Here is a 14,292-nt window from a genome sequence, read left to right as displayed (position 1 = left end):
TTCCGGGGAAATTTCGGTGAAAGAAGACCAGAAGAATATCCTTATCTTCGCGCTGATCGCCGCGTTCGCGCTGTTCGCGTGGACGCCGATCATGAACTATTTCTTCCCGCCCGCGAATCCGCCGGTCACCAAGGTGGAGAATGGGAAGAGCGTTCCGCTGCCCGCCGGCCCCGGCACCGCGCCCACCGCGAACGCGCCCAAGGCGAATCGCGACCGTGCGATCGTGCTCCAGGAAACCCGGCGCGTCCTGATCGAGACCCCGCGCCTCAAGGGCTCGATCAACCTCCAGGGCGCGCGGTTCGACGATCTCGAGCTCAAGGACTATGCCGAGACGGTCAAGAAGGACTCGCCGCCGATCCGCCTGCTCTCGCCCGAGGGCGCGGCCGGCAGCTATTTCGCGCAATTCAACTGGAGCCGCGTCCAGGGCGACCAGCGCGTGCTGCTCGCCCCCGCCAATCTCGTCTGGCAGGCGAGCGCGCCGAAGCTGACCCCCGCCACCCCCGTCACGCTCACCGCGGTCAATGGCAGCCAGCGCTACACGATCGAGCTGTCGGTCGATGCCAACTACATGTTCACGGTGAAGCAGAGCATCGCCAATCTGGGCAGCGGCCCGATCGAAGCGGCGCCCTATGCCCAGATCGTCCGTTCGGAGAAATCGACCGATCTCGATCAGTTCGCGGCCAATGTCGGCCCGATGGTGGTCTCGGGCGGCAGCGCCGCCTATCTCAACTATGGCGATATCGAAAAGGCGCCCGCCAAGTTCGAGACCCGCGGCGGCTGGGCCGGCTTCACCGACCATTACTGGCTCACCTCGGTCATCCCGGCACAGGGTTCGGACGTCACGCTCACCCAGCTCCAAACGCCGAACAAGGCCTTCCTCGCCGATTACACGCTCAAGCCGCGCATCGTCGAAGCCGGCACCCAGATGACCTATACCAGCCACTTCTTCGCGGGCGCGAAGGAAGTGAAGGTGCTCGACGCCTATGAGAAGAATCTCGGCATCGTCCAGTTCGACCGGGCGATCGACTGGGGCTGGTTCGGACTGATCGAGGAACCGATCTTCTGGTATCTCGACCTGCTGTTCCACACCGTTGGCAATTTCGGCGTGGCGATCATCCTGCTGACCTTCACGATCCGCCTGCTGCTGTTCCCGATCGCCCAGCGCCAGTTCGCCTCGATGGCGAACATGCGCGCGATCCAGCCCAAGATGAAGGCGCTGCAGGAACGCTACAAGGACGACAAGCAGAAGCAGCAGACCGAGATCATGAAGCTCTACAAGGAGGAAAAGGTGAACCCGCTCGCGGGCTGCCTGCCGCTCCTGCTCCAGATCCCGATCATGTTCGCGCTCTACAAGGTGCTGCTGCTGACGATCGAGATGCGGCACCAGCCCTTCGCGCTGTGGATCCACGATCTTTCCGCGCCCGATCCGGCGACGATCATCAACCTGTTCGGCTATCTCCAGTTCACCCCGCCCTCGTTCCTGGCGATCGGGGTGATCCCGGTGCTGCTCGGCATCTCGATGTATTTCCAGATCCGCCTCAACCCGGCGCCGATGGACGAGATGCAGAAGCAGATATTCCAGATCATGCCGTGGATGCTGATGTTCGTGATGGCGCCGTTCGCGGTGGGCCTCCAGATCTACTGGATCACCTCGAACATCATCACCATCCTCCAGCAGACCTGGCTCTATTCGAAGCATCCGGCACTCAAGGAACCGGTGAAGAAGGACGTACCCGCCAAGTGAGCGACGAACCCGCCTTCGACGCGGAGACGATCGAGGCGGCGCGGAAGACCTTCGCCGGCCCGGTGACCTTCCTCAAGTCCGCCCCCGCGCTCGAGCATCTGCCGGAGCCGGACGTGCCCGAGGTCGCGTTCGCGGGCCGATCGAACGTCGGCAAATCGTCGCTGCTCAACGCGCTCACCGGGCGCAACAGCCTCGCGCGCACCTCGGTCACGCCGGGGCGCACGCAGGAGCTCAACTTCTTCGACGTGGGCGAGCCGCTCAGGTTCCGCCTCGTCGACATGCCCGGCTATGGCTTCGCCAAGGCGCCCAAGGACATGGTCCGCAAGTGGCGCTACCTGGTGAACGATTTCCTGCGCGGCCGCGACGTGCTCAAGCGCGTGCTCGTGCTGATCGACAGCCGCCACGGCATCAAGGAGGTCGACCGCGAGATCCTCGACATGCTCGATGGCGCCGCGGTCAGCTATCGCATCGTCCTCACCAAGACCGACAAGATCAAGGCCACCGAGCTCGCCGAGGTGTTCGCCCGCACCGAGGCGGAGGCCCGCAAGCGCCCCGCCGCACACCCCGACATCCTCGCCACCTCGAGCGAAAAGGGCGGCGGCATTCCCGAACTGCGCGCTGCGGTGATCGAAGCGGTCGGGTGAGCGCGCCCGTCCTGATCTTCTCCTACGGCACGCTCCAGATGCCCCGCGTCCAGCAAGAGCTGTTCGGGCGGCAGGTCGAGATGAAGGACGACGCGCTGCTCGGTTTCGAAACCGTCCCCGTCGAGATCGACCATCCCGACGTGATCGAGTTCAGCGGCAGTTCGACCCATCTCGGCCTCGTCCCCGGCGCACCCGATGCGCGGATCGCGGGCAAATTGCTCCATGTCACCGAAGCCGATCTCCCCGCGCTCGACGACTATGAGGGCCACGAGTATCGCCGGATCGAGGTCACCCTCGCCTCGGGCACGCGCGCCTGGGTCTATGTAAAGGCTTAGGGAAAAGCACCTAGTTAACGGTCTGTTAGGCATGATTGCCTAGGTCTTGCGCTGAACGGTCCCGAGAAGATCATGCGTCCAGTGCTTGAAAACCCGATTGCTGCGCTCAAGGCCCGCTGGGAGAAGATGTCCCCCGAGCTGACGCGCGAGCGCGTCAGGGCCGCCTCGCAAAACTATCCCCAGACGGTCATCGTGGTCGCCTTTGTCAGCACGGCGCTGCTGTTCCAGCTGAGCGACAGCCATGTCCATAAATGGATGGTCGCCGCCTATGCGCTCCACATGGCGATCTCGTTCGGCGTCCTGATCCATTGGCGCCGCCGCCGCGCAAGCGACTGGCGCGTGACGAATCCGGTGACGGCGATGCTCGCCGCGGTCGCCGAAGCGGTCGCGATCTCGTTCGGCTGGTTCACCTTTCTCTCACTCGGCGTCGCCGGTGCGGATCCCGCCGAACAGGTGGTCGTCGCGACGGTGATCACCGGCGTGCTCGCGGTCGGCGCGATGCGCTTCGCGCCGGTCCCCGTCGCGAGCATTGCGTGGCTCGTGACCGCGCTCGTCGTGCTCGTCGCGCTTTCGGCCTTCTCGCCGCTGCCGATGGGCGTGTTCGTTTTCCTCGGGGTGTTCATGCTGATGCTGGGCCGCGCCGTGCTCGGCCAATCGGCGATGATCGCCAAGCAGTTCAAGTCGGGCCGCCAGCTCGCCCAGGCCGCAGGCGAGCGCGATCTGCTGCTCGCCAACGCCCAGCGCGAGGAAGCCCAGCGCCTCGCCGCCTCCTCGCAGGAAGCCGCGCGCGTCCAGGCCGCCGGAGTCCAGGGCCGCCGCGAGGAAATCGACCGCGTCGCGCGCGATTTCGAAACCCATTTCGTCCAGACGATCCACCGCCTCGCCGAGGCCGCCGACCGCACCCGCGGCGCCGCCGACCGGCTCGTCTCGACCACGCTGACCACACACAACGAGATCGGCAGCGTCGCCGCCAGCGCCAACCAGGCCGATATGGGCGCGACCCAGCTTCTCGACGAATCGGCGCAGCTCGGCCGCAGCCTCGCGCTGGTCGAATCGCGCATCGCCGAACAGGAAACCATCACCCGCCGGATGCGCGAACTCTCGCGCCTCGCCGACGAGCGCTTCTCCAACCTCGTCACCTACGCCACCGGGATCGACGGCATCGCCGAGACGATCGGCGACGTCGCCGCGCGCACCAAATTGCTCGCGCTCAACGCCAGCATCGAGGCCGCGCGCGCGGGCGAGGCCGGCCGCGGCTTCTCGGTCGTCGCTTCCGAGGTCAAGGGCCTCGCCGCCCAGACCGCGAGCGCCACCGGCAGCATCCGCGAGCAATTGAGCGAGATCACCAAGGCCGTCACCTCGACCGCCTCGCTCGTCGCCGACATGCGCGCCAGCTTCGACCGGATCGGCGAGGTCGCGGGCGCGGTCGAGCAGGCCGTCTCCAGCCAGGGCGACGTGATCGGATCGATCCAGCGCTATGCCGGGGTCGCCGCCTCGCTCACCACCGATCTCCACGGCAGCGTCGCCAATGCCGGCGAAGCCTCGAACGCCGCCGCGCGCGTGACCGAGGAACTGGGCCGCTCCACCACCGATCTGGTCGCGCAGACCCAGGGGCTGATGAAGGAAACGCTCCACTTCCTGGGGAATTTGAAGGCCGCCTGACAACGCTCGGGATTTATCCCACCAGCGTGCTCCAAATTTCTCCGTCATGCTGAACTTGTTTCAGCATCCACCGTGCAACAAGCGACGACATCGCCCGTGGAGGGTTGGACCCTGAAACAAGTTGGCGCTTATCCCTTTCGGACATGTAAGTCCATATATGGGGTTTAGCGCCATCTTGTTCAGGAATGACAGATGGTTTGGATTATTGCTGTAGCGCTCGCGCTAGGTGGCGGTGCCAGCGAAGTGCTGCTTGTCGGCGAGCTTGACCGCTCGCAGGTCGTCACGGAAGTGAACCACGTCATCGGTGCGATGGTGTGTGTCTCGCATATCGAAAACGCGCACGGTAAAGTGGTCAATGTCGCTGAACGGCGATCGGTATCTCGCCGCGATCACCAGAACGGGACTACGCGTGGTGCATTCCTCCACCACAATAGCTCCCACCTTGCGCTCCCATTCATCGCCTTGGAAAAGGGTCTTGTCGCGCCAATCCTCTCCATCGACATCGAACCATCCCGCAACCTGGCTCAGCAGATGCTCCCGGTTCAATTCGCTGAAGACAATCGACGCACAATAGGAGAGCCCAATCGCCGGACTGTTGCCGATATTCTTGAAGGTCACGTCCGTTACGACGTCGTAACCGCCACCATCAATCTTCGTTATCCGGCCCCAAAGCGAGCCATCGATGGTGAATCTAATCCATGGCCGCAATTCGCCCTGAACCGCATCGCGGGCAATGGTGTTCGCCTCGCGCGTCGCCCGGAAAGTGGTCCAGACCAGCGCAACGCCCACCGCGCTCAGGAACATCCCAATCAGGGCGGCGACGCCCATAATGCTAGTCCACAGGGCGGACGTGCGTTGCGCGGCGAGATCCTCATACTCGCGCTGATTGTCGCGGGTCTTGAGGCGCTGTTCTGCGGCACCGTTCTCAAGGCATTTCGCCTGTTCGAGGCGGGTGCCGATGAGACAGGACTGGGCTATCTCGTCGGCGGACTTGCGGGCGTAATCGGCACTCCAGTACTTGGCTTCTTGCTCATATCGGGATTGCTCAGATAATCCGTATCCGATCCCACCGACCAAAGCGGCTAGGCCTCCGACGACTGCACAGATAACGCGCCAATTGATTTTAGGCATTTGACTGCCGCCCCGAATTTACCCCGGCTGATCTTGTCCACGAGATTTCAGGGCGAGTCCATGCTAAGGACCTGACATGACCGACGATACTAACGCCCGCTTTGACCGCCTCTTGAAGGCGATGGCGTCAGGCGAACCGCCTACCGCACGAAAGAGTAAAGCAGGCGGTCGAGCATCAGGTGCGGGGCCTGACGCATGTTCCAGCGAAACTCAAACTCGCCAAGGTACTTCGAAAGGTGCTGCGGGCTGACGTGAATGTGAGTGCCGTTGATCCCGCGCTTTAGCTGAGCCCAGAAGCCTTCAATCGCGTTGACGCCAGCGCCCGCCTTGGTCGCATAGACCTTGTTTGCGTGGTTCACGGTGACGTGACGGTAGCCGTTCTTGCTCAGGTCCTTGTAGCCGCCAAACTCATCGGTGTTGATCGTGGTGCCGGGAAGGACGTGCTCGTTGATGAGGGCGTGCATGGCGATCTTGTGGCGGGCGGGAGCAACGCGGGTGATGAGTTCGCCGCCACGCTCCAACATGCCGACAACGCAGGTCTTGTTGCCCTTGTAGCCCGAGCCCATGCCCGACACCGAACCGCCGATCAGCGTCTCATCGACTTCGACAGTTTCGCCGGGGCCGCCCAAGGGATCGTCGCTGTCGAGCGAGCCCATGTACTTCCGGATTTCGTGGCACATGCGCCAAGCGGTTTTGTAGGTCACGCCAAGCTGACGCTCGACTTCCTTGGCGGCCACACCGTTCCGGCTCGCGCAGAACTGGAACATCACAAAGAACCAGTCGCGCAGGCTGGTGCGGGTGCGCTCGAACGGCGTCCCGGCAGTCGGGTAGAGCTGGTTCGCGCACCAGTTGCACTGATACGAGCGCCGGGCCTTCACCCGCGAGTATTTCGCTGGGCGGTTGCACTTCGGGCAATCGAAGTTCGAGCCGTACCGAACCTGAAACAGGTGATCGAGGCAGCTTTCCTCAGTCGGGAAGCGGTCCTGAAACTGGCGAAGCGTGGGGGCTTTCGTGCTCATACATATTGTATAGCACTAACCCTTACATGTCGCAAGGGGATAAATGCCAAACAAGTTCAGGGTGACGCCAGCTTTGGGAAGGCCGTTGCCCCTTCCTCCCCCCATCGCTATCCCCCGCGCCCATGAAGCTCATCATCGGCAACAAGGCCTATTCGTCCTGGTCGCTCCGCGGCTGGCTCGCCTGCAAGCAATCGGGGCTGTCCTTCGAGGAAGTCGTCGTCCCCCTCTACGATGCCGAATGGGACAAGCGCCGCGAGGGCGACGAGTTCGCCCCCTCCTCGGGCAAGGTGCCGATCCTGTGGGACGGCGACGCGGTGGTGTGGGACAGCCTCGCCATCGTCGAATATCTGAACGACAAGACCGGCAACGAGAAATTCTGGCCCACCGATCCCGCCGCGCGCGCGATGGCGCGGTCGATGGCGGCGGAGATGCACTCCAGCTTCGCGGCGCTCAGGCGCAAGCACAGCATGAACATCCGTCAGGTCTATCCCCCCAAGACCCCCGACGCGGACGTCCTCCAGGACCTCGCCCGGCTCATGGAGCTATGGATGCAGGCCCGTGCCCGCTATGGCGGCGAGGGCGATTTCCTGTTCGGCGAATTCGGCGCGGCGGACATCATGTTCGCGCCGGTGGTGACGCGCCTCGTCACCTACTCCCTCCCCGTCCCCCGCTTCGCCCCGGCCTATATGCAGGCGGTGCTCCAGCATCCCTTCATGCAGGACTGGATCGCCGGCGCGCAGGAAGAGGATTGGGTGATCGAGCAGTTCGAGACGCCTGCGGGCACCTGACGCCTATTTCACACTGACGCCCATCGGCATCACGTCCGACCAGCAGGGTTTGAGTGCCTGGGTCAGGTCATGCGCCCAGCGCGCCAGATCGGTACCGACATTGCTTTCAATGCGGACCGGCCCGACCGATTGATCCCCCAGCACGCCCATCTGTACATTGAGCGTGTACCAGGTGCCATCGAGCACGCTGCCGCCCCAGGGCCGTCCGCCCTCCAGTGGAATGCGTGGGCTCGGCCCCGAGAGCATTTCAACGCGTTGCAGGACCGGCACGGCCGCCGGGCAGCGACGCCCATCGGTCCAGCGCCGCTTGGTATCCCCCGGATCGGCGCCTGAGAAATCAGCCGCGAACCAGATCAGGGACGCGTCCGGCAACCTGCCGACCTTTTCCGGCGGACGCTCGCGCAGCCCCACGTGCAACACCATGTTGGCGTGGGTTAGCGAAGGCATCACGCTGAGCGAAAGGAACTGGCCGGAGATCTCGGGCTCGGCCTGCTGTGCAACCGCACTCCCGCCCGAACCCGCCACAAGCACCAGAGCAAGAATCCCCTCGCGCATCAAAACTCGCTCCCGTCCTTCCGCCGAAACCCGACCCCCTCGAACAAATGCATGTCGATATCGGGATAGTGGCAGTCGGTCGCGCTCGGCTTGCCCACCGCGATGAACACGCAGTCCGCCTCGCTGCGGTTCACCAGCACATGCCCGTTGCCGTCCCCCTTCGGAAAGGCGGCCACATCGCCCGGCAGCATCGCGTGCTCGCCGTCATTATCGATCAGCACCGCCTCGCCCGCCAGCATCACCACGAACTCGTCCTCGCCGTCATGCCAGTGTCGCTGCGCGGACCAAGCGCCGGGCTTGAGCGTCACATGGCTATAGCCGAAATCGGTGATCCCGCTCGCGGGCGCCATGCGGCGATACCAGCGGCCCTGGACCTTGTCGGCATATTCGGGCGGATAGCCGGTGGTGTTGACCTGGGGGATCGCGGACAGATCGAGCTTGGGCATTCTAGTCCCTCCGGTCGCGGCACGCCTCGCCCGCGGCGACGACATCGTTCCATGCCATTGCATCGACTGTGGCGTTGCGGGCCGCATTGCCTGGATAGCGGGCGCGGATCGCTCTGGCGAGCACCTGCGCAGTGCGTACCTGCCCCACGCGCCGCAGGAATGCAGCGTCGCGCGCCGCCTGTGGCTCTGACGCATAATGCGTCTCGAGCTTGGTAACGGCGATGCGGCTGGTACGCTCGATCCGCAGCGCGATCGACCGGCACCGGCCGGCCACGTCCTGCGGAGGGGCCGCCATCAGGATCGCAATCGTCAATCCGATCATCGGCCGTCCTCGACGCGGGGAGCGGACATGCTATGGCCGGGCGCGGAGATTGGGAACCCCGGGATGAAACGCGGATGGACGTCGTCGAGCTCACCAAGGCGCTGATCGCCGCCGAAAGCGTCACCCCAGCGACGGGCAAGGTGTTCGACGTGCTCGAAGCCGCGCTGCTGCCGCTCGGCTTCGCGGTCGAGCGCTTCGTCGCAGGCGAGGCGCCCGACGGCCCGGTCGAGAATCTGCTCGCGGTGCGCGGCAGCGGCGGGCGGCACTTCGCCTTTGCCGGCCATCTCGACGTGGTGCCCCCCGGCAAGGGCTGGGCTAGCGATCCGTTCGGGCCCGAAATACGCGGCGACCTGCTCTACGGGCGCGGCGCAGTCGATATGAAGGGCTCGATCGCGGCTTTCGTCGAAGCGGCGGGCCGTATCGAGACCGACGGCACCGTCAGCCTGATCATCACCGGCGACGAGGAAGGTCCCGCCACCTACGGCACCCAAAAGCTGATCGAGCGGATGCGCGAACGCAGCCTGATCCCCGATCTCTGCCTCGTCGGCGAGCCCAGCTCGGCCAACCGGCTCGGCGACACGATCAAGATCGGGCGCCGGGGCTCGACGGTGATCTGGATCGACGTGCCCGGCAAGCAGGGCCATGTCGCCTATCCCCATCTCGCCGACAATCCGATCCCGCGCCTCGTGGGCGCGCTGGCGGAGATCGACGCGATCGTGCTCGACCAGGGCACCGACTGGTTCCAGCCCTCGAACATCGAGCCGATCGACCTGACCGTCGGCAACCCGGCGAGCAATGTCATCCCCGGCCATGCCTCGGCGCGGCTCTCGATTCGCTTCAACGACCGCCACAAGGGCGCCGATCTGGTCGCGCGGATCACCGAAATCGTGCAGCGCCACGCGCCGGCCGCGAGCGTGAAGGGCACCGTCTATGGCGAGGCCTTCCTCACCGAGCCCGGCGCGCTCTCGACGCTCGTCCAGGACGCCGCCGAGGCGCGGCTGGGCATCCGGCCCGAGCTGTCCACGACGGGCGGGACCTCCGACGCGCGCTTCCTCTCGAAGCTCTGCCCGGTGGTCGAATTCGGGCTGGTCAATGCGACGATGCACAAGCTCGACGAAGCGGTCGCGATCGCCGATCTCGAGGCATTGACGGGGGTTTACGAGGAAGTGCTGAGGCGGGTCTTCGAGTGATCGTCGGTGACCCGGAGTCGTTCGCGATCGAAAGCGCGATCACGATGGCAATCGCGGACACCTCCCAACGCGCACTGGGCTTCTTTATCGTTCACATCCGAGGAAGCGTCTTCGGCGTGAGAACGCCGGACGCATCGATGCTGGCATGTTCGTTCGACGAAGTGAAACGGCGTCTCGATGGGCGCGGAACGCATCGAATGCCGAACCTTTCGGGCATCGACGCCCCGCTTGTCGCCGAAGCTGTTCTGGACGCGATCTACGGGAATAGCGGGCGAAGCAGCTATTTCGGCATGACGTCATCCGAGTTCACCGACGCGATTTACGGCAACCGCCTGATATGGGCGCCGGATGGCGACGAGGCATTTGATGACGGATCGCATATCCTGCAATTCGACGTCGAAGACCGTGTCCGCCTGCTCGCATTCCGAAATCTGGATTGCCGCACCGATGCCATCAACTCCCTCCGGGAAGCATGGATCGAGGGAGACGCATTCTACCGCGTTCTTGCCGATTGGAGCGCGCTGTTCGCCGAAGAATGGACCGGCACATTACGTGAGGCGAATACCACCGGCCCGCACTGATCGATCACGCCCGCAGCCGGTCGGACCGGAGGCTTACCCCGCCGCCTGCTCGCGCCCTTCATCGCGCGCCCAGCCGAGGAACGCATCCTCGTCCATCGGCGCCGCGATCGAATAGCCCTGGAGCACGTCGCAGCCGATCACGCGCAGCACGGTCGCCTGCGCCTCGGTCTCGATCCCTTCGGCCACCGCCTCGCAGCCAAGGCCGTGCACCAGCGCGATCACCGCCTGGGCGATCGTCCTGGCCTCGGCCTGTTCGGCGACATGCTCGATCAGGCTGCGGTCGAGCTTGACGCGGTCGACCGGCAGATGCCGCAGCCGCGCGATGTTCGAATAGCCCGTCCCGAAATCGTCGATCGCGATCGTCGCCCCGTCGGCCCGCAGCGCCGCGATCGCGTCGATCACATCCTCGGAGCAATGCATCGCCAGCGTCTCGGTGATCTCGAGCTCGAGCAGCCGCGCCGGCGCCTTGGCCGCCAGCATCGCCTCCCGCAGCCGCCGGAAGAAACTCGCATGATCGAGCTGGCGCGGACTGATGTTCACCGCCAGCCGCTGCTGGATGCCCAGCCGGCCCCAGCGCGAGATCGTCTCGGCGACATTCTGCACCACCCATTCGCCGATCTCGACGATCAGCCCGGTCTCCTCGGCGCGCTGGATGAAGTTGGCGGGCAGGCGCACGCCCTCGGGGTGCCGCCAGCGCAACAGCGCCTCGGCCCCGACGATCGCGCCGTCCTGCGCGCGCACCTGCGGCTGGAAGGCGAGCGTGAACTCGTCCTTGTCGATCGCCTCGCGCAGGTCGCTCTCCAGCTTGGCGCGCTCGGCGATCTCGTTGGCCAGCGCCTCGGTGAAATGCTCGGTCCGCCCGCGGCCCTGCGCCTTGGCATGGTACATGGCGGCATCGGCGGCGCGCATCAGCTCGTGCAGCGTCGTACCATGCTCGGGACGCAGCGCAATGCCGATCGAGGCGCCGATCGACACTTCCTGATCGGCCAGGTCGAACGGCTCGGACAGCGCATAGAGCACCCCGCGCCCGATCCGCTCGGCGTCACGCAAACTCTTGAGTTCGGGGAAGAACATGGTGAACTCGTCACCCGCGAGCCGGCCGATCAGCGGCCGCCCCGCGCCTTCCGCCGCGAACCGGTCCGCGACCGCGCGCAGGCGGTTGGCAACCATGCCGAGCAGCACGTCGCCGGTCGCATGACCCATCGTGTCGTTGACATGCTTGAACCGGTCGAGATCGATGAAATAGAGGACCGCCTCGGCGCCCGGGGGCAACTCGGCGAGCATCCGCTCACAGGTGCGGCGGAAATTGGTGCGATTGGGCAGCCCGGTCACCGAATCGAACATGGCGAGCCGCTGGACGCTCTCCAGATTGGCATGGAGCTGGCGGAACAGCCCGTCCATGGCGTCGGCGAGCGGCGGCACGCATTCGTGCACCTCGAGCGGGATCTCGCTCTCCAGATCGCCATTGGCGGCGCGGCTGAGGCGGGCGATGGCGGCGTCGATCGCGCCCGCGGTCGAGGCGATGGTGCGCTCGGCCGAGGCCCAGCACATCGCGCCGCAGACGATCGCGGCGATCAGCGCGCGGGCGGCCCCGTCCATGGTGACGCTGCCATGCGACGTGGCGGCGAGCGCCAGGATGAACGCTACCGCCCCGGCGCACATCGCGAACGCGATGGCACGGCTCTTTAGCGAGAATCCTTCCACTGGCCCGCGCGATCCCCCGCACTGTCCAGGGCAAAACCTGCCCTGCTCCGAGCAACAATGTTGCAGCCAGAGGTTAAGATTTCGGTTTCGGAACGATCGATTTTGCGCGCCGCAGCACGATATAGAGTGCACCTGTCCCACCGTGACGCGGATGCGCCGCACGGACGGCGGCAATGCGGGAGGAATGCCGCGACGCCGCCAGCCAATCCCCCACCGCCGCCCGGATCGCGCCGCGCGCATAGGGGCGCTCGGAGGTCGGCCGCGGCGGCTTGCCGGTGACGAGGAGCAGGACGCGGTCGCCCCGCGCGATCGCTTCGGCAAGGCCGCGGTCGAGGCGGTCATATGCGCCCGCGAGGGTGAGCCCGTGGAGGTCGACCGAGCTTTCGGGGGAGATCAGGCCTCGGGAGAGGTTCTTGTCCCAGGAGCCATCGAGGGTGTTCCCGGGCGACTTGGTCGGCACGGGCTTCGGTGCTGCCCCGGCCGTTCCCCGGCGAAAACCGGGGTCCGGTTTCGGAGCGCTTGCAACTGGGCCCCGGCCTTCGCCGGGGAACGCTTTGGGTTCCGCGGCGGGCACCGCCACAGGCTTCGCCATCGGCGTCACCGTCGCGATCACGCGTTCCCACAGCGCCGCTTCCTCGGGCGCCAGCTTTCGGCGGGTCACCCCCACTCTCCCCGTTCGTGCTGAGCTTGTCGAAGCACCGTTCTTCTTCTCTGCCGAAGAGAAAAAGGCAGCCCCCTTCGACGCCGCCTGCGGCGTCGCTCAGGACAGGCTTCGACAAGCTCAGGGCGAACGGAATTTTGGAAGATCACTGGACCGGCGTCGCCGTGAGCCGATCGACCGTCCCCAGCGGCAGCAACAGCCACGCCGTCCCCCGCGCCGACATGCCCCCCGCGATCGCGCGCGCATCGTCGCCCGCGCCCCAGAAGGTGTCGAACCGGTTGGCGCCCTTGATCGCCCCCCCGGTATCCTGCGCCACCCACAGCCCCGTCGCATCGGTCCGGTCCATCGAGAGGAACACCGGCGCGCCCAGCGGCACGAACGCCGGATCGGCCGCCGCGCTCACCCAGCCGACTACCGGATGCCCCAGCGCGCCCAGCGGCCCCGCCCCGCGAAGCTCGCTGAAGAACACGAAGCTCTTATTCTCGCGCATGATCGCGCGGCCCTCGTCGGGATGGTCGCGCAGCCAGCCCATGATCCCCTGCATCGAGGCCTGGCCGGGGGCGAGCAGCCCGCGGTCGCGCATCAGCTTGCCGATGCCGGTATAGTCGCGGCCATTCTGCCCCGCATAGCCGATCCGCATCACCCCGCCGTCGGGCAGCCGCAGCCGCCCCGAACCCTGGACCTGGAGGAAGAACATCTCGACCGGATCGGCCGCCCAGGCGATCACCGGGGCGCGGCCGTGCAGCGCGCCTTCCTCGATCGCGGCGCGGTCATAATAGGGGACGAACGCCTGCCCCTCGACGCGCCCGCGGATGCGCTTCCCCTTGAGCGCGTCGGAAAAGAGCCCGAGATCGACTTCGACCAGATCGTCGGGCTTGCCGTAGATCGGCACCTCATAGCCCGGCCGCCGCTCGCGCGATCCGGCGATCTCGGGCTCGTAATAGCCGGTCGCGAAGGCCTTGCCGTCGCCGATCTGCACCGCCTCGAAATAGTGCGCGAAGAATGCGGGGGCGTCGCGCGCGGGCCAGCTCTGCGCGGCGGCGCACGATTCGGCCCAGTCGCTTCCGCGCGTCAGCCCCGACGCATCGGTCCGCCGCTGGAGCGTGCCGCAACTCAGCCGGTAGGCGGTCAGCGCGCGTTCGGCATTGGCCTGGTTGATCGGCAGGCTGTCGACCGGCGGTCCGGCGATCACCCCCGCCTTGGCGGCGCTCGCCGTTCCCGCCGCGACCGGCGGCGCGGTGACCGGCGCGAGCGGCACCGCCGGAGTCGGCTGGCGCGCGGGCAGATCGTTGGCGGGAATATCGGTGGAACGCTGAACCGGCGGCGCGCCGCGCTCGACATAGGGCGGCACCACGGTGCCGGCGCATCCGCTCAGCAGGACCCCCAGCGCGATCAAGCCCCAGACGCGCATAACTTCCTCCCGAACCGCCAGCCTCGCTTTGCCTATACCCGATCGTCATCCCGGCGAAAGCGCACTCGTGCTCCGGCGAAGGCCGGAGCGTTGGGTTGC

The 14,292-nt window shown here is 66.0% G+C and carries 15 protein-coding genes; 7 read left to right on the top strand and 8 right to left on the bottom strand.

From position 1 onward, the window contains the following. Positions 1-16 precede the first annotated feature (16 nt). From yidC to OF829_RS19320, 4 genes are all read left to right on the top strand, one after another. On the top strand, positions 17-1,744 hold the full coding sequence (gene yidC, locus OF829_RS19335) for a membrane protein insertase YidC (RefSeq protein WP_264941838.1): 1,728 nt from the start codon (positions 17-19) through the stop codon (positions 1,742-1,744). After that, positions 1,741-2,388: a ribosome biogenesis GTP-binding protein YihA/YsxC gene (yihA, locus tag OF829_RS19330; RefSeq protein ID WP_264941837.1), complete on the top strand. Its 648-nt coding sequence runs from the start codon at positions 1,741-1,743 to the stop codon at positions 2,386-2,388. The genes yidC and yihA overlap by 4 nt, the downstream gene beginning before the upstream one ends. Continuing rightward, entirely contained in the window at positions 2,385-2,723 is a 339-nt protein-coding gene (locus OF829_RS19325; RefSeq protein ID WP_264941836.1) for a gamma-glutamylcyclotransferase family protein, read from the top strand. The genes yihA and OF829_RS19325 overlap by 4 nt, the downstream gene beginning before the upstream one ends. Before the next feature lie 72 nt (positions 2,724-2,795). Next, positions 2,796-4,385, top strand: a complete 1,590-nt coding sequence (locus OF829_RS19320; protein ID WP_264941835.1) for a methyl-accepting chemotaxis protein — start codon at positions 2,796-2,798, stop codon at positions 4,383-4,385. 222 nt (positions 4,386-4,607) lie between these two features. Here the strand turns inward: OF829_RS19320 and OF829_RS19315 are convergent, their stop codons facing one another. Next, on the bottom strand, positions 4,608-5,516 hold the full coding sequence (locus OF829_RS19315) for a hypothetical protein (protein ID WP_264941834.1): 909 nt from the start codon (positions 5,514-5,516) through the stop codon (positions 4,608-4,610). Between the two features lie 140 nt (positions 5,517-5,656). After that, entirely contained in the window at positions 5,657-6,535 is an 879-nt protein-coding gene (locus tag OF829_RS19310; protein ID WP_264941833.1) for an IS1595 family transposase, read from the bottom strand. 122 nt (positions 6,536-6,657) lie between these two features. Here OF829_RS19310 and OF829_RS19305 point away from each other — a divergent pair, with 122 nt between their 5' ends. Continuing rightward, entirely contained in the window at positions 6,658-7,323 is a 666-nt protein-coding gene (locus tag OF829_RS19305) for a glutathione S-transferase family protein (protein ID WP_264941832.1), read from the top strand. A gap of 3 nt (positions 7,324-7,326) precedes the next feature. On the opposite strand, the gene OF829_RS19300 is transcribed toward OF829_RS19305, so the two are convergent. Genes OF829_RS19300 through OF829_RS19290 form a run of 3 tightly spaced genes read right to left on the bottom strand, consistent with a single transcriptional unit; the run spans position 7,327 to position 8,646 of the window. Next, the gene (locus OF829_RS19300) at positions 7,327-7,878 is read right to left on the bottom strand and encodes a hypothetical protein (RefSeq protein WP_264941830.1); all 552 of its coding nucleotides are present in this window, start codon (positions 7,876-7,878) and stop codon (positions 7,327-7,329) included. Continuing rightward, positions 7,878-8,324, bottom strand: a complete 447-nt coding sequence (locus OF829_RS19295; RefSeq protein ID WP_264941829.1) for a cupin domain-containing protein — start codon at positions 8,322-8,324, stop codon at positions 7,878-7,880. The genes OF829_RS19300 and OF829_RS19295 overlap by 1 nt, the downstream gene beginning before the upstream one ends. A gap of 1 nt (position 8,325) precedes the next feature. Next, positions 8,326-8,646, bottom strand: a complete 321-nt coding sequence (locus tag OF829_RS19290) for a hypothetical protein (protein WP_264941828.1) — start codon at positions 8,644-8,646, stop codon at positions 8,326-8,328. A 74-nt stretch (positions 8,647-8,720) separates the two neighbouring features. Here OF829_RS19290 and dapE point away from each other — a divergent pair, with 74 nt between their 5' ends. Beyond that, positions 8,721-9,836 carry a succinyl-diaminopimelate desuccinylase gene (dapE, locus tag OF829_RS19285; RefSeq protein ID WP_264941827.1) on the top strand — a complete coding sequence of 372 codons (1,116 nt, stop codon included), beginning with the start codon at positions 8,721-8,723 and terminating at the stop codon, positions 9,834-9,836. Next, entirely contained in the window at positions 9,833-10,417 is a 585-nt protein-coding gene (locus tag OF829_RS19280; RefSeq protein WP_264941826.1) for an immunity 42 family protein, read from the top strand. The genes dapE and OF829_RS19280 overlap by 4 nt, the downstream gene beginning before the upstream one ends. Positions 10,418-10,450: 33 nt before the next feature. Here the strand turns inward: OF829_RS19280 and OF829_RS19275 are convergent, their stop codons facing one another. The 3 genes from OF829_RS19275 to mltA all read right to left on the bottom strand — a co-directional run bounded on the left by OF829_RS19275 (position 10,451) and on the right by mltA (position 14,193). Further along, a complete protein-coding gene (locus OF829_RS19275) occupies positions 10,451-12,121 on the bottom strand; it encodes a putative bifunctional diguanylate cyclase/phosphodiesterase (protein WP_264941825.1) in 1,671 nt (556 codons plus the stop codon). Positions 12,122-12,194: 73 nt separating this feature from the next. After that, positions 12,195-12,782: a Smr/MutS family protein gene (locus OF829_RS19270; RefSeq protein WP_264941824.1), complete on the bottom strand. Its 588-nt coding sequence runs from the start codon at positions 12,780-12,782 to the stop codon at positions 12,195-12,197. 145 nt (positions 12,783-12,927) lie between these two features. Then, positions 12,928-14,193, bottom strand: a complete 1,266-nt coding sequence (gene mltA / locus OF829_RS19265; RefSeq protein ID WP_264941823.1) for a murein transglycosylase A — start codon at positions 14,191-14,193, stop codon at positions 12,928-12,930. Positions 14,194-14,292 lie beyond the last annotated feature (99 nt).

The organism is Sphingomonas caeni, from assembly GCF_026013415.1.
GTDB lineage: Bacteria > Pseudomonadota > Alphaproteobacteria > Sphingomonadales > Sphingomonadaceae > Sphingomonas > Sphingomonas caeni.
This window is presented reverse-complemented; position numbering and strand designations above follow the sequence as displayed.